The sequence below is a fragment of the Microbacterium trichothecenolyticum genome (assembly GCF_041938625.1).
In the GTDB taxonomy this organism is placed as follows: Bacteria; Actinomycetota; Actinomycetes; order Actinomycetales; family Microbacteriaceae; genus Microbacterium; species Microbacterium trichothecenolyticum_D.
The window spans coordinates 1134805-1150263 of the sequence record NZ_CP169427.1 but is presented as its reverse complement, the minus strand read 5'-3'; the positions used below and the strand labels follow the sequence as shown (position 1 = coordinate 1150263).

Here is a 15459-nt window from a genome sequence, read left to right as displayed (position 1 = left end):
GAGCGGTCAGGCCGTGGTGGAGGTGGGGACGGGCTTGGCGTGTGCGACCGCCCAGTCGAGGGCGTAGTCGGCGACCTCTTCCCAGCCAGGCGCCCCGCAGGTCCAGTGGTCGCGCCCCTCGAACTCGTGGTACTCGGTGAGCGCCGGCGACTTGCCCCAGTGCTTGGCGTTGGACTTGTTCACGGCGGGCGGCATGATGTGGTCTTCGCTGCCGCCGATGAACAGCAGGGGCGCTCGGTCGACGGAGTAGTCCACCCAGGTCTCCTGGTGACCGGGGATGAAGTTGGCCAGGAGGCCGTATGCCCACACCCAGTTGCCCGGGGCGGGGATCGCGTATCTCGCCCATGCGGCGTCGGAGTCCTCGCGGGTGAGGGTGTTCGCGAAGGCGTAGTGCCACTCCTCCTTGGTGAATCCGACGGCTCTGTGGGCGTTGGCCGGGTTCTTCAACGCGGGGAACAGCGATCGTGCTTGGGAGAGCGGAGTGACCCGGACGCCTTCCGTGGGGGCGGAGTCGACGACGGCGCCTGCGGCGCCGAGACCGCGGGCGAGGAGCATCTGCGTGAGGGTTCCGCCGAAGGAATGCCCCATGATGATCGGCGGCTTGGGGAGTGCCTCGATGACTGCCGCCAGGTGATCCACCGTGTCAGGCACGGTCAGATTCGCGATGAGGTCCGGCTTCTCACGCAGCGCTTCGACCTCGATCTCGAAGCCGGGGTACCCGGGAGTGAGGACCGTGTAGCCCTCCGCCTCATAGTGTTCCTTCCAGCCTTCCCAGCTACGCGGGGTGACCCACAGGCCGTGGATCAGGACGATGGTGTCGGGTGCTTCGTTGATGCTCATTTCGTGATGCCTGCCTTTCGCGTGCGTGCTTGTCAGGATTCGATGAAGGTGAGGATGTCGTTGTGGAGCCGCTCGCGCTCCGTGTCCGGCAGTCCGTGCGCGCCGCCTTCGTAGACGATGAGCTGCGCGTTCGGGACCAGCTGTGCGGAGAGCTTGCCGCTGATCTCGAACGGCACGATCTGGTCGTCGTCGCCGTGGATGACGAGCGTGGGCACGTCAATCTGGGCGAGATCGGGGCGGAAGTCGGTGGCGCTGAACGCGGCGATGCACTCGTAGGCGTTGCGGGTGCCTGACGCGAGTCCCTGCAGCCAGAACGCGTCGCGCGTGCCCTGCGCAACGTCGCCGGTGCGGTTGTTGCCGAAGAACGGCCCATCCGCGAGATCCCGGTACAGCTGCGAACGGTTGCCGGCCTCACCAGCACGGATCGCATCGAATGTCTCGATGGGCGCACCGTGCGGGTTGTCGTCGGTGCGGACCATGAGCGGCGGCACGGCAGAGACGAGGATGACCTTCGCCACACGGGCGCTGCCGTGCCGACCCACATAGTGGGCGATTTCCCCGCCGCCGGTGGAATGCCCGACGAGGGTGAGGTCGCTCAGGTCCAGATGATCGATGAGGCACGCGAGGTCGTCGGCATAGGTATCCATCTCGTTGCCCGCCCACGTCTGGCTCGACTTGCCGTGTCCACGGCGGTCGTGTGCGATCGCCCGGTGGCCATGCTCGGCCAGGAACAGCGCAGTCGCCTCCCACGCGTCCGAGTTGAGCGGCCAGCCGTGGCTGAGCAGCACGGGAGACCCCTCGTTGCCCCAGTCCTTGTAGAAGATCTGGGTGCCGTCATCGGTGGTCACGTAGGGCATGGCATCCTCCTGAGGTCCTGGGATGCCGCCATCGTGCTCGCACGCCGGCCTGCGCGCACCACGTGTTGCTCGTAGTCTTACCGCCTCGACGACCACGAGGACGCTTTTGTTGGCGGCTGTGCGCCCCGCTACTCTGACTGCATCGAAGCGGCACAGGGTTTGCTGGGGCGCGCGGCCGAGTCTGAGAGACTCCGTGCGCTGCTCGCGGGCGTCCGCAACGAGTCGGGGGGCTCCCTGCTCGTGGCAGGTGAACCGGGCATCGGGAAGACGACGCTCATAGAGGCCGCACTGCGGGATCACGGGCAGGCCCTCCGCGTGCTCGCGATCCAGGGCGTCGAGGTGGAGTCGGGCATCGCCTTCGGCGCGCTTCAACGGCTCGGCGCTCCCCTGATCGAGTACGTGTCCGATCTGCCCGAGCTGCAGCGCGCCGCTCTCCGCGTCGCTGCCGGGGTCGACGAGGGTCCCCCGCCACAGCCGCTGCTCGTCGGGCTCGGATTCCTGTCCCTTCTGGCGAGAGCGGGAGCCGATCGAGCCACGGTGTGCGTCGTCGACGACGCGCAGTACGTGGATGCCGAGTCGTTGCTGGTGCTGGGGTTCGTCGCCCGTCGCCTCTCGGCTGAACGAGTCGGCCTGGTACTGGCGGCGCGGGCCGATGAAGGAGTCCAGGGCGCTCTCGCCGGGGTCCCGCGCATAGAGCTGGGCGGCCTGGACACCGAAGCGGGGTCGACGCTGCTTCGCAGCGGCGTGAAGGGGGAGCTCGATCCCACGGTGGCCGCAGAGTACGTCCAGTACACGGCGGGAAACCCCCTCGCGCTGCGGGAGCTCGGCGCCGAGATGTCGGCCGCCGAGCTGACCTCGACCGCGATCACGCACTCGCCGGTGCCGATAGGCGGCCGACTGGAGATGATCTACACCGAGCGGATGTCCGAACTCCCCTCGGCCAGCCGGCTGTGGCTGCTCATCGCCGCCGCGGAGTCCACCGGCGACCCCGCCGCCGTCGATTCCGCGGCGCGATCACTGGGCGTACCTCCCGAAGCCTCCGAGGCCGCCGAACGCATCGACTTCGTGGCGGTCCGCGACGCTGTGCGATTCCGGCATCCGCTCATTCGCTCCGCCGTCTATGGAGCGGCCACCGACGCAGCGCGCCGAAGCGTCCACCAGGCTCTCGGCGATCATGCGAGGGCCCGCGGCAACCTCGACATCGCGGCCCATCACGCCGCAGCGGCCGCGCGTGGACCGGATGCCGACGTGGCTGCGCAGCTGACCGCGGCCGCCGACGCCGCCGGCGCCCGCGGAGGCATGCTGTCGCGGGCGCATCTCCTCGCGCGCGCGGCAGAGCTCTCGCCCGATCCTGCCGACGCCAGCGAGCGCTCCGTGGCCGCATCGGAAGCGGCCCTGAGCGCCGGGGCCGCGCGTCTGGCTCTGCAGTTTCTCGCGCGCGCGGAGGAGAGCCGGCTCAACGACATCGGGCACGCGCGCAAGCTGATCGTCGAAGCGATGGCCGGGCTCTTCCTGTCCGACCCGCAGGGCCTGCGCACCGGCATGGCGAAGCTCGTCGCAGCCGCCGACCTGGCGGGCGAATCGGCACCCGAGCTGCGTCGGCAAGCGCTTCTCCTCGCGCTCAATTCCGCAACCGTGACCGAGGAGCAGGCGGTAGGTGCGACGGTCCGCGAACTGGGCCTGCGTATGCGCGAGGCGTCCGAAGGCGAAGACATCACGGCGGTTGTGCTGCGGGCTGCGGGATCTTTCATCCTCGATGGATACGCCGACGCGGCGCCCGTGCTCAGGCAGGCAGTCGATGCGCTCCGCGCCGAATCAGGCTCAAGCCTGACGTCGCTCGCGTTCTTCGTCACCGTGCCCTGCGTCGCACTGTGGGACTGGGACGCGGCGGTCGAGCTCCTCCGTCGTTCGGCGGAAACCGGTCGCGCGACCGGCGCGCTCCGCGACGTTGACGCGTGCCTGTGGATCCTCAGCGCCGTGGAACTGAGCAGGGTGAATCCGAAGGCCGCATCCGGTCACCTCGCCGAATCGCTAGAGCTCAGGCGGGCGCTCGGCTTCGGCGACGAGCAGGCGGTCAATGCGGCGATGCTGGCCTGGGAGGGCGCGCCGTCGCCGACCGTCGAGCAGATCGCGCACGCCATCCACGAGGCGGGGTGGGGAGGCATCTCCCGCATGGCTGCCGGCGCCATCGCGATCAACGAGATCGCGGACGGGTCGTACGCGTCGGCATTCGAGCGCTTGACGCCGCTCGTACGACATCCGTTCCTGCAGGCGAGCTTTCATCACCTTCCCGAGTACGTCGAAGCCGCCGCGCGCAGCGGCAACCGAGCCGCGGCACAGTGGGCGCTCGGTCAGATCGAGTCCTATGCCCGGGCCAGCGGCTCGACGGTCGCGCACGGCCTCTGGTACCGGTCGATCGCGCTGCTCTCGGACGACGCTGACGCCGAGAGACACTTCGTCGAGGCCGTCGAGGTGCTGCCGGAGAGCCACCAGGGCGACAGCGCGCGGACGCGACTCCTCTACGGTGAATGGCTGCGGCGTGCCCGCCGCCGGGCAGAGGCCCTCGCGCAGTTGCAGGTGGCGTTCCACGGTTTCGCCTCGGTCGGCGCCACGAGGTTCATGGAGCGGACGCGCCGAGAGATCCTCGCCTGCGGCGGCTCCATTCACGACGATCCGATGCCCGTGGACCCTCTGAGCTCCCAGGAGAGGCAGGTCGCCGAACTCGCCGCGCGCGGCTCGACCAACGCGGAGATCGCGGCCACCATGTTCATCAGCCCGAACACCGTCGACTACCACTTGCGCAAAGTGTTCCGGAAGCTTGAGATCAACTCCCGGCGACAATTGACCGATCGCTTCGCGCGAGATTGACGGGTTCCCGAGCCCGTCAGGCCCGGGGCTCGGCGACGCGGTGCGCTGTTCTGATCTCCTTGGTCAGTCACTGCGCGAGCAAGCTGGCGCACGAAGGTGGCCTCACGCTCAAGACGATGGCGCGATGGAAAACCAACCGTCCCCGGGCCGAGGTCACGTTCTCCCCACTTCTCTGTGCGCAGGCTACCGCGTCAGGGCGAGCGACCGTGGGCTCGTGGCCATCGCCGCAGGCGCGCGGACAGCGACCGGCTTCCGGTGCATCGGTGCGCAGTGCCTGGGCCTTCACACTCGCGGTGGGCACTGCTAGGTTCTGCCCATGACAGCGGAGCCCGGCTTCCTGCGGGTGGGGTCCGCGTTCCCCGATCCCCCGTTCAACGGCTCCGCCGCCCGACCCGAAGGGCTCGACGTGGCGCTGCTGACCGCACTTGCCGAAGACCTCGGCCGCAGAGCAGCCTTCGTTCCGTTCGAGGGCGACGACTTCGATGACATCTTCTCAGGCCTCGGGCGCGAGTACGACTGCATCGCCTCGGGCACAACCATCACAGCGGCGCGACAGAAGCTGGGTGACTTCGGACCGCCGTACCTCGTCTCCGGTCAGGCCCTCGCCGTGAACACCACGCGGCATCCCGACATCCACGACCCCGGCGACCTCACCGGCATGACGATCGGCGTGCAGGCGGGCAACACCAGCGAACCGATCGCGCGGGCATGGGCGGCGAGCGGGCTGATCGCGGGCGTCAAGGTGTATCCCTATCACCGAATTCATGATGCCCTCCACGACGTCTCCGCCGGCTCGTGCGACGCGGTGATGAAGCTGCATCCCGTACTCCGCAATCTCGTCGCCGACATCGATGATGTCGAGGTGGTGATGCACGGCCTCTCCGTCGAGCAGATCGCGATCGCCACAGCGGTCGGCGACCCTCTTGGCGCAACGCTCGCCCAGGCACAGGCGGCACGGGAGTCGGAAGGGTCGCTCCCGATGATGCGCCGCACATGGCTTGGAGCGGGCGATCGGAACCAGCCGTGATCCGGTGCGTCCGCCTGTGGTCGGACGCCGAGGGACACTCACGGGTCGAGGTCGGTGAGATCGCCGCAGCCCCAGGGCAACTGACCCCGCCGGCGACGGCGACATTGGTCGAATTCGAGCAATCTCCGCCTGGCGCGTCGCTGGACTGGCACCGCGCTCCCCACCGCCAGTTCGTCCTGACCCTTGTCGGCAGCCTGGAGTTCGTGACTCGCGACGGGGAGCGGTTCGACCTGGATTCCGGCACCGTGCTTCTCGCGGAAGACACAGTCGGCACCGGCCACCGCTGGACTTCTCGCGGCGACGCCGGATGGCAACGGGTCTATGTCCGCCTCGACGACGGACCTGTGCCGTTCACCGCGCAGAACCGCCACTGACATACACCTGCGCTCCAGACCTCGATGCCGGGACAGATCTTCCCCATCGACGGACTTCCGGCGAACGCCTGCGAGGCTCGTCAACGGCGCACGACGTCGCCCGAGCCCGACACGCGCACATCGGTACTCGGGTCACCGGCGTATGTGACTCGACCGCTGCCTGAGAGGTCGACCGAGAGGCTGACGCTCGCCGAGACATCCACCTCGCCCGAGCCGGAGAGATTGACGGCGGCATGCTGCGCGTCGACCTGTTCGGCGTCGACATTGCCGCTGCCCTCCAGGTCGACGGAGATCTCGGCCGCCGAGCCGGTCAGGGTCACATCGCCCGACCCCGAGATGCGCACCTCGACACGATCGGCTGCCAGGCCCGACCAGTCGACGTCGCCCGAGCCGTCGATGTCGAGCTGAACGGTGTCGTCCGCCGAGACCGTCGCTTCGACGTCGCCCGACCCGTTCAGTTCGATCCGCTCCAACCGGGGCAGGGTCAGGTCGTACCGCACGTCGCCCATCCCCATCGTGACGCCCGGAGTGGTGTCCAGCACGAGGGTGCCGTCGCTCACGTCGGTAGTGAGACGGTCCATCATCCCCTCCGGCGCACGCACCGTGAGCGCCGGCGCCCCCTCCGACACGACGAGATCACCGGACGTCTCGAGTACCACGCGCGACACCTCGCCGATGTCCCGCTCTTCAGACGTCATCGGCCCGACGGGGATCATCAACGAGCACCCCGACAGCGCCAGCACCGCCGCCGCGATCACGATGGCGCCGGGCACGCGGCATCCGTTTCCGTTCATCGGTGATTCCTTCCTCCAGCGAAGGTGTGCCGACAGGTGTACGGGCGAACTTCAACAGCCTCGCCGGATGCAGGCGAAACCGCGGAGAGCCCGAGCGCTCCCCGTCGCGCCCACGTCACCATGATGGAACTCCGAGCGCGCTCGTGCCACCCCTCCGGGACTCAGCCGAGGTGCTGACGGGCGAAGTCGCCGAACTCGGCGAGCGCGGTGCGCGCCGCGGGGAGCACGGCGTTCCACAGCGGGAAGGCGTGGATCATGTGCGGCAGTACGTGCGCACGCACATCCGCTTCGGCGCGAGCGGCGGCGCGCACCATACGCAGGGAGTCATCGAGCAGGGTTTCGTCGGCTCCGACCTGGACGAGCGTGGGAGGCAGGCCGGTCAGGTCCGCGAAGAGCGGTGAGACCCGCGGGTCATCGCGCGCGACGCCGGGCGGCACGTACGCCGCGGCGAGCTCTTCCAGGTACGGCCGGTGGAGCAGCGGGTCGATGGCGTCGTTGTCGTCCACGGAAGCGCCCGACATCGTCAGATCGGTCCACGGCGACACGAGCCACAGGCACGCCGGCCCTTCGCGTCCCGCGCTGCGCAGAGCCTGCCGAAGCGAAAGGCTGAGCCCTCCCCCGGCACTGTCGCCGCCCACGACGATCCGGTTCGGCGCGATTCCCGTCGCGGTGAGCCAGTTCCACGCGGCGAGCGCATCCTCGAGTGCGGCGGGGAACGGATGCTCCGGCGCGAGGCGGTAGTCCAGCGCGAGTGTGCGGATGCCCGCGGCGCGGCCCGCCTCGGCCGCCATCGTGCGGTGGCTCGCGATCGACCCGGAGCAGTACCCGCCGCCGTGGAGGAAGAGCAGGGCGCGTGTGGTGTCGGCCCCGGGAGCTCGCGACCACTCGGCAGGAACGCCGCCGGCGTCCGCGGGCTCGAAGGCGATGTCGTCGGCGACGGGCCAGGCGGACCCGACCTCGACGATTCGTGCTCGGCGTTCTGCCCAACCGATCGGCCGCGGCTTCGAGCCGAGGAGCGCACGCACCTGCTCGATCCCGCTGTCGTCGTAGGCGCTCACGCGGACAGGTTAGCGGTGGGTGACGCCCGGGACGAGGCATCCGACCTCACCACACCGCCGCTTCCGAACCGCCAGCTGATCGCTCGCAGCCGCCAGGGTTTCAGCCGAGAGCGACGAAACGGGCAGTCGCACCGTGGAAGGTGCTGGCGTGCTCGACGTGGCGATCGCCCGGAGCTTCCGCTCGGCCCGGCGGCGTCTCGGACGAACGATCGACGAGTCGGCGGTGGACGACCCACCGATCTCCGCGCGGGCGCAGGAGTGCGCCCGCTCGCACGAGAACCCGGGCGGCGTACGAGCTCGCTGCGCCGTGGTGCGCGGCGCCGGCGACGCCCGCGTGGGCGATCGGCGGGACGGACGGGATGGCGAAGGGCTTGCGGTTACGCGGCTTCGGCATGACTCTGACATTCGATGCAGGCGGCCGCGTACGGGAGAACCTCGAGCCGGGCGGGTGCGATCTGCTCTCCGCACCGGGTACAGCTGCCGTACGTGCCCTGGCTGATGCGGTTGAGCGCCGCGGTGATCTGCTCGATCGCGATCCGGTGCGACGCCGCCGACTGGAAGGCGACGGGATCGACGCTCGGCAGAGCGAAGGGCTCGAGCTCCTGGAGAACGGCGAGCCGTTCCTCGAGCTGCCGCTCGAGCTCGCGCTGCACGCCTGTGAGAGGGACGGGTTCGGTGGTTTCGATGGGCATGGATGCTCCTCGGGGTACAAAAAAAGCGCCGCAGGTGCGACGCGCGGGGTTTGTCCGGTTGGACCGATCGTTCAGATCGGTCATCACGGGGGCGCGACGCGACGGGTGGGCTGCACAGACAGACCATCCGCGTCGCTCCGCCGGGGCGGCAGCACCTGGTGGCGAGCGCCCGCGATGTCGACAACTGCCGTCACCACGGAGGCGTCGGTGAGACGCTCCGTGCAGTGAGGGCGGGCCGTCGGGGTCATGGCCATCACCATAGCTTGCTTCCAGAAAAAGGCAAGTCAGCGGTTTTTTCTGCGTGTGCGGCCCGCAGTTGACTTTCCTCAGAAGACGGCTATGGTCGTGGGTTCACCCGCCAGCCAACCAGGGGAAGCGAGTCCTCATGTCAGGAAAGTCACCGCGAACACGCGACGCCAAGAAGGTCGCTCAGTCGTCACCGAAGGAGAAGCGCGCCGAGAAGCGCGCGAGCCAGCAGTCCCGAGCGTTCATCAAGCCACGCAAGGGTGCGTCCGGTTGACGAACGGCGCGGGCTCCTCGCCGTGAGGAGCCCGCGGCACCATCTCGATCACTGCCCGACGCGGGCACGCGCTCGCGGCTCACACCAGCGCCGTGACCCCGCTCCTCATCGAGAGCCCGGCTACCGGTTCCGGCGCCGCGACACACCCGCGGCCTCGGCGTCCTCTGCAACGGCGGCTGCAGCATCCGACTTCTTCCGTCGATCCCGCACGGCCCCGCCGACCGACACCGCGGCGTAGAGGAAGAGACCGCCGGCGACGACAGCGAGCACGATCGTGCGGTTCGCGCCGTTCAGCAGGCTGTTCACCCAGCCGAGCAGCGGCAGGCTGTACCAAAGGGTGCCGCGGATCTGCACGGGCTTCACCGGCGCGGGATCGACGGTGTCGTTGTTGTCACCCTTCGTGATGAAGGTCAGCTCGCCGTCGGCGTACGTCTTCGACACCACGCGGTGGCTCACCACGGCGGCTTCGCCGGAGCTGATCTGGTACGTGATGACGTCGCCGACGCGGATCTCGTCCACCGGCGTCGGGCGGATGACCACGAGCGTTCCGGGCGGCAGGCCCGGCTCCATCGACTGCGTGAGCACCGTCATGGCGCTGCCGCCGACGACGACAGGCAGGCCGACCACGGCGACCGCCACGCCGAGCAGGAGAACGAGGATCGACGCGCTGACCGACACGGCGAGGTAGTGCAGCAGGCTCTGCCCCTCGTCACGACGGCGGGCGTCGGCGCGGAGGGCGCGGCGCGACGACCCGGCGGCGCGGAGTGTGGGAAGGGTGGTCGTCGACGCGGAGGTGGAGAGGGTCATGGGATCACGCATTCGTACTTGACGTTGGAGTTGCCGACGGCGGTCCGTCGCACGGTGAGGGTCGAGCTCTCGGACGAGGTGGTCGTCGATCCGGCCGTCTCGATGGCGACGATGCGCAGCTCGTGAACACCGTCTGCGCGGATGTCGGTTCCGCCGAGGGCAACCGAGATGGTTGCGGCGCTGCTCGAGACCTCCTTGACCACCGTGTTGGACCGGTCGACCACGCGGTACTGCAGGGTGGCGCCGGCCGTGCGATTCGCGGGGGCGGTCCAGCTCAGCGCCACTCCGTGCGGCGGTGCCTGCGTGCAGGTCGGAGCGCCGGCAGCGGCGAGTCCCGAGACCGACTGGGTGAACGCGGCGGTGGTCGCCGAGGTGGTCCAGTTCGTTCCGACCGCACCGGTCACCCGGAACGCCGCCGTGACGGACTGCCCCGAGAGCGCAGCATCCGTCTGCCCCTCGATCTGCGTCGACACGCACACCACCACGGACGCGCCCGGCGCGAGGGAGCGTGCGCCGGTCGGCAGGGCAGGAGCGGTGTCGGCGAGAGTCGTGCTCACGGCGCTGCTCGGAGCGGTGGTGCCGCACGCGCTGCCCGTCCACAGGCGGAGCGTGATCCTCCCGGCGAGGGTGCTGCTGCTGCCCGCGCCGAGCTGCGTGGCGAGGGTATACGACAGCGGCGCGCCGCCGGTGTTGGCGATCGTCAACTGGCCGGCCGCGGTTGCGGGCGCGGTCGTGCCGGAACGGTAGTTCGCATCCAGGCCGCTCGTCAGTTGCGCCGTAGTGGCGATGGCCGTGGACGAGACGGATGCTGCCACCGACGTGCTCGCGATCCACGCGGCGGTCGCGCCGCCGGCGCTGCCGAGAACGGCGAGGGTGACGAGCGCGGCGATCGGGCCGAGCAGGCGGCGGCTCACAGGCGCACCTGCGTTCCCGAGATGGTGATGGTGAGGACGGATGCTGCGGCCCCGGCCGCGGCGGCCGGCGCGTTGTGCGGCAGCCCCACGCCGACACAGACGAGCTGGGAGGCACCGGGCGCGAGGGTGAGCTGCAGGTCGGAGCCGGCGGCGCCGACGGTGGTGGCGATCGTGGCCGGGACGCGGCCGGTGGCGCAATCCGCGACCGAGGACGTGTTGCCCACGGTGACGGCGACCGCCGTGCTGAAGGGTGTTGCCGCGGCGGTGCTCGTGACCGGGTCGATCGTCAAGGCGAGCGGAGTCGTGCCGGTGTTTCTCACCGTGGTTGCGGCATAGACGATGCGGCCCGGGTAGAGGCCGATAGCCGAGAGGTCGAGGGGCGTGGCGGTCAGCGTCGCCGACCCTGACTGCAGGGTGACCGCGGCCGCGGCCGGCGCGGCGGCGGTCCAGAGTGCGAACGTGCCGCCGCCGGCCAGCACGCCGAGCACGATCGCGCCCGCCGCAGCCAACGCGCCCAGCAACAGGCGCCGCGGCGCCGCCGCACGGCGGGCGCCGTGCCGTGCGGCGTGGCGGCGGGTGCGGCGGCTCATGGCGCTCCTCGGTCGGTGTTCGACGGACGTGGAACCGGAGACCCGCCTCGGGTGGAGACGGGCCCCCGGGCCTTCTTCATGGGAGTGTCCTTTCGCGGGCGGCGCCCGCTTGTCTGGTGAGGAGCGAAAGGTGCGGGTGGGCAGTCGGTGAGATTTCCGATCGCTCCTCGAGCACGACCCCAGTCTTCGGCGCGCACCGCAACGTCCCGCCGAGCAAGCGTGAGCGGTGCCGCAAGATCCCGCGAAGGATCTCTCGAGCCCGGGAGCGCTTCCGCAATAAGCGCAAGATCAGCGCAAGACTCCCGCGCCGGGGAGGGCTGCGGGAGGTCTGCGTGCGAGCTCGGCGACGGCGCCGGGGAGGGCTTAGCGCGCGTCCTTGCGCTCCGGCCGCGGTGTGAGCACCGTCACGACCACCACGGCGTCTCGGTCATGTTCTCTCGTCACCACCACCACGACCGCCCGTGGAGCATGTCGCCGAAATCCTCCGGCGTCCCGCGACCGGTGTGCCGCGCTCCGAGGTAGCTGTCGACCACCGCGCGTCCGAGATCATCCAGCTCCGGCGCCACGACGTGCCCGCCGGCCCGCCGAGCGAGCGCGTCGATGAACCGCGCCAGCCCGGGGTCCTCCCCCAGGCGGAAGAACGTCGTCTGCGCACCCAGCCGCTGCACGTTGTCGAGTTCGCGCACCGTGACCGCCACCGTGCGCGAGTCCGGTGGATACGCGAAGAACACGCTCCCGTCCGGACGCAGGTGCGACGTCGGCTCGCCGTCCGTCACGATCAGCAGCACCGGCTGCGCCGCCGGGTTCTTGCGGAAGTGCCGCTGCGCGAGCAGCAGCGCGTGCTGCAGGTTCGTGCCCTTGTCCCACACGGCGTCCTTCGCGGTGAGCTGCTCGATGTCGATCACCTCGGCATGGCGGGCGAACGCGATCAGCTGCAGCTTGTCACCGCGGAACCGCGTCGAGATCAGGTGATGCAGCGCCAGCGCCGTGCGCTTCATCGGAACCCACCGTCCGTCCATCGCCATCGAGAACGACGTGTCCACCAGCAGCGCCACCGCGGCCTGCGTGCGCTCCTCGGTCTCGACCACCTCGACATCGCGCGTATCGAGCCGCACGCCGGACGAGACCTCTCCCCCGTCGAGCACGGTCCGCAGCACCGCGTTCGACACCGTGCGCGGAATGTCCCACGGCTCGGTGTCGCCGAATGCCCACTCACGCGTCGATCCGGTCCGGTCGCCGGCCGCGCCGACGTTGCGGGTCTCACGACGTCCCGAGCGACCCGACTGCCGCGTCGCGATGTCTCTCAGCAACGCGCGCCCCAACTGCCGCATCGCCCGCGGGGTCAGCCTGAGCTGTCCGTCCGACGCGCGCTGCAGCATCCCGGTATCCCTCAACTCCTGCTCCAGCTCGCGCAGCGTGCGGGCACTGACCGCGGCATCCTCGCCCATGAGCCGCGCGAGCGCGTCGAGATCGATGTCGTCCATGCGCGCGCCCGGGTACATCTGGCCGAGCTGGTCGGTCAGCGAATCGAGGTCGGAGAGGTCCTGCATGATGCCGGTCGCCTCACCGAGACCCGTCGGCTGATCGCCGGAGAAGGATGCCGAACCCGACCAGTCCTCGCCGGGCCGAAGCGAGCGCAGATTGTCGTCGAGACGCGACAGCGACTGCATGAGGTCCGGCGAGCCGAATGCCTGCTCAGCAAGGCTCAGCAGCTCGTCGCGCTGCTCGGGCGTCATGGAGTTGAGCATCCGCTGCGCCGCCGCGGCGCGCTCGGCGAGCGTGTCGAGCAGCTCGTCGAGGTTCTGCGGATTCTCGGGGAACTGATCCCCGTGCTTGCGCATGAACTCGTCGAAGTCCTCCTGCGTGTCGTCGCCGAGCCGGCGTTTCTCGAGCAGGTCGTTCAGATCGTTGAGCATGTCGCGGATCGCCTGGCGATCAGCATCCGTCGCGTTCTCGAGCGCGTTCTTCATGCCGGCGAAGCGTTGATCCAGCAGCTCGCGGCCGAGCAGCTCGCGGATGCGGTCGTAGTCGGCCCGCGCGGTCGGGCTCTGCCAGTCGTAGTCGGCGAGGTCGTTGACCGCCGCGGCGGTGCTGGTGGGGAGGTTCTCGAGCCGCATCTCGGAGAAGGCTCTCGTGTCGTCGTCGAGGTTCACGTCGCGGACGAGGTGCTTGCGCTCTTCGAGCACGGCGTGATCGAGGAGGCGGCGGACCTCTTCGAGGGTGCCGTCGAGCCGGTGTCGCTGGGTGAGCTGGGCTCGGCGCTCGCGCACGCGGCGGGCGAGCTCGTCGAGTCCGAGGCGGTTCTGGTCGCCGCGGCGAAGGTACTCGCGCATCGCACGCTCGGCGGAGGTTCCCTCCATGACCTCGCGGCCGATCGCCTCGAGCGCGGACTGGATGGGGACGGGAGGCGCGAGCGGGTCGCCGCCGGCATAGCGCCCATAGCGGGAGGTGTGCGCGGGCGTGCGGTGGAAGGAGCGGGGCATTACGGATGCCTCGGGATGAGGTGGCGACCGCGTTCCGGGCGTTTCGACTCGCTCGTTCCTCGCTCGCTCAACGAGCGAGGGTTGGGGACGGGTGGACCCGGGTGGCGACCGCGTTCGGGGCGTTTCGACTCGCTTCGCTCGCTCAACGAGCGGGGGTTTGATGCCGAGTACCTAGCCATAGACCGTCTCACCGCCTGCGCTGTCTTTGCCGATCTTCTTCTCGAGGTACAGCGACTCGAGGAGCAGCTCGAGCGCACCGGCGCGTTCACCGGGTGTGACCGCCTCGAGGCGGTCGGCCACCTGGTCGTACAAGTCCGACTCGCCCAGCACGGGCATCGCCGACAGAACCTCCGCCGCAGGAATCTGCTCGCCCGTCATGACGGTCGCGCCGGTATGCAGCGCGTCCGCCAGCGCCCGCGAATCCAGACCCCGCAGATGCGCCCGCGCCGTGTCCGCCACCGCGGTCCGCAAGAGGTGCTCGAGGATCGCCCGCTCGCGGCCCTCCTCCCCTGTCTCGAACTCGATCTTCCCGCCGAGCACGTCCACTGCGGTCTCCAGGTCGACCGGGCGGGCCACCGCGACGTCCTCGTGCTGGCGCGTCGCGCGGTGCAGGGCCGCGGCGGCGATCGTCTCGGCGCCGGCGATCGCGAACCTCGCCGATACGCCCGAGCGCTGGTCCACAGCATCCGATTCCCGAAGGTTTCTCGTGAAGCGCGCGAGGATCTCGAGGAGGTGCGCGGGCACCTCGGCGACGAGGTCGGCCTCCTGGCGGATGACGGCGATCTCCTCATCGATCGTCTGGGGGTAGTGCGTACGGATCTCGGCGCCGAAACGGTCCTGCAGCGGCGTGATGATGCGGCCGCGGTTGGTGTAGTCCTCGGGGTTCGCGGTGGCGACGACGAGCACGTCGAGGTCGAGGCGCAGCACGTAGCCGCGGATCTGGATGTCGCGCTCCTCCATGACGTTCAGCAGCGACACCTGGATGCGCTCGGCGAGATCCGGCAGCTCGTTGATCGCGACGATGCCGCCGTTGCTGCGCGGCACGAGACCGTAGTGGATCGTCTCGGGGTCGCCGAGCGAGCGCCCCTCGGCGACCTTGATCGGGTCGACGTCGCCGATGAGGTCGGCCACCGACGTGTCGGGGGTGGCGAGCTTCTCGGCGTACCGCTCGCTGCGGTGCCGCCACGTGACAGGGAGGTCGTCGCCCAGCTCACTGGCACGACGCACGGATGCCGGGGTGATGGGGTGGAACGGATGCTCGCCGAGTTCCGACCCCTCGATGACCGGGCTGTACTCGTCGAGGAGGCCGTCGAGGCTGCGGAGGAGGCGGGTCTTGCCCTGGCCGCGTTCACCCAGCAGGACGATGTCGTGCCCGGCGAGGAGCGCGCGCTCGAGCTGCGGGATGACGGTGGTGTCGAAGCCGTGGATGCCCGGCCACGGGTCGTCGCCGTTCGCGAGGGCTGTGAGGAGATTCTCACGCATCTCGATGCGGACCGGGCGGTACGTGTGCCCCGATGCGCGAAGCTGGCCGACGGTGGTGATCGCGGGCGAAGGCGTCATGTCGGCACGCTACGCCTGGTACACGGGTGAGTGGGCCGGATCGGAGGAATTCCTCAGGCTCGGCCAGTGCTCGCG

The 15459-nt window shown here is 69.8% G+C and carries 14 protein-coding genes; 3 read left to right on the top strand and 11 right to left on the bottom strand.

Annotated features, from left to right (window positions below; genetic code table 11):
* Window positions 1-6 precede the first annotated feature (6 nt).
* Window positions 7-840, bottom strand: a complete 834-nt coding sequence (locus tag ACEYYH_RS05140) for an alpha/beta hydrolase (RefSeq protein ID WP_374977186.1) — start codon at window positions 838-840, stop codon at window positions 7-9.
* A gap of 32 nt (window positions 841-872) precedes the next feature.
* On the bottom strand, window positions 873-1697 hold the full coding sequence (locus tag ACEYYH_RS05135) for an alpha/beta fold hydrolase (RefSeq protein ID WP_374977185.1): 825 nt from the start codon (window positions 1695-1697) through the stop codon (window positions 873-875).
* A 159-nt stretch (window positions 1698-1856) separates the two neighbouring features.
* Between ACEYYH_RS05135 and ACEYYH_RS05130 the strand changes: the two genes are divergently transcribed.
* From ACEYYH_RS05130 to ACEYYH_RS05120, 3 genes are all read left to right on the top strand, one after another.
* Entirely contained in the window at window positions 1857-4565 is a 2709-nt protein-coding gene (locus ACEYYH_RS05130) for an AAA family ATPase (RefSeq protein WP_374977184.1), read from the top strand.
* A gap of 316 nt (window positions 4566-4881) precedes the next feature.
* Entirely contained in the window at window positions 4882-5592 is a 711-nt protein-coding gene (locus tag ACEYYH_RS05125) for an ABC transporter substrate-binding protein (protein WP_374977183.1), read from the top strand.
* A 104-nt stretch (window positions 5593-5696) separates the two neighbouring features.
* A complete protein-coding gene (locus ACEYYH_RS05120) occupies window positions 5697-5966 on the top strand; it encodes a hypothetical protein (RefSeq protein WP_374977182.1) in 270 nt (89 codons plus the stop codon).
* Between the two features lie 80 nt (window positions 5967-6046).
* Here ACEYYH_RS05120 and ACEYYH_RS05115 read toward each other — a convergent pair whose 3' ends face one another.
* The 9 genes from ACEYYH_RS05115 to ACEYYH_RS05075 form a co-directional block, all read right to left on the bottom strand.
* Window positions 6047-6760, bottom strand: a complete 714-nt coding sequence (locus tag ACEYYH_RS05115; protein WP_374977181.1) for a head GIN domain-containing protein — start codon at window positions 6758-6760, stop codon at window positions 6047-6049.
* 161 nt (window positions 6761-6921) lie between these two features.
* Window positions 6922-7818, bottom strand: coding sequence for an alpha/beta hydrolase (locus tag ACEYYH_RS05110; protein ID WP_374977180.1), 897 nt, complete (start codon window positions 7816-7818; stop codon window positions 6922-6924).
* A gap of 100 nt (window positions 7819-7918) precedes the next feature.
* Complete coding sequence (locus ACEYYH_RS05105; RefSeq protein ID WP_374977179.1) at window positions 7919-8212, bottom strand: hypothetical protein; 294 nt, start codon at window positions 8210-8212, stop codon at window positions 7919-7921.
* The gene (locus ACEYYH_RS05100) at window positions 8196-8510 is read right to left on the bottom strand and encodes a TraR/DksA family transcriptional regulator (protein ID WP_374977178.1); all 315 of its coding nucleotides are present in this window, start codon (window positions 8508-8510) and stop codon (window positions 8196-8198) included. The genes ACEYYH_RS05105 and ACEYYH_RS05100 overlap by 17 nt, the downstream gene beginning before the upstream one ends.
* Window positions 8511-9150: 640 nt before the next feature.
* Window positions 9151-9837, bottom strand: coding sequence for a signal peptidase I (locus ACEYYH_RS05095; protein WP_374977177.1), 687 nt, complete (start codon window positions 9835-9837; stop codon window positions 9151-9153).
* On the bottom strand, window positions 9834-10751 hold the full coding sequence (locus ACEYYH_RS05090; RefSeq protein WP_374977176.1) for a hypothetical protein: 918 nt from the start codon (window positions 10749-10751) through the stop codon (window positions 9834-9836). Before ACEYYH_RS05090 ends, ACEYYH_RS05095 begins: the two co-directional genes overlap by 4 nt.
* A complete protein-coding gene (locus tag ACEYYH_RS05085; protein ID WP_374977175.1) occupies window positions 10748-11341 on the bottom strand; it encodes a hypothetical protein in 594 nt (197 codons plus the stop codon). The genes ACEYYH_RS05090 and ACEYYH_RS05085 overlap by 4 nt, the downstream gene beginning before the upstream one ends.
* A 440-nt stretch (window positions 11342-11781) precedes the next feature.
* Window positions 11782-13824 (bottom strand): VWA domain-containing protein, encoded by a 2043-nt coding sequence (locus ACEYYH_RS05080; RefSeq protein ID WP_374977174.1) that lies wholly within the window; start codon window positions 13822-13824, stop codon window positions 11782-11784.
* A gap of 171 nt (window positions 13825-13995) precedes the next feature.
* On the bottom strand, window positions 13996-15384 hold the full coding sequence (locus ACEYYH_RS05075) for an AAA family ATPase (RefSeq protein WP_374977173.1): 1389 nt from the start codon (window positions 15382-15384) through the stop codon (window positions 13996-13998).
* Between the last annotated feature and the right edge of the window lie 75 nt (window positions 15385-15459).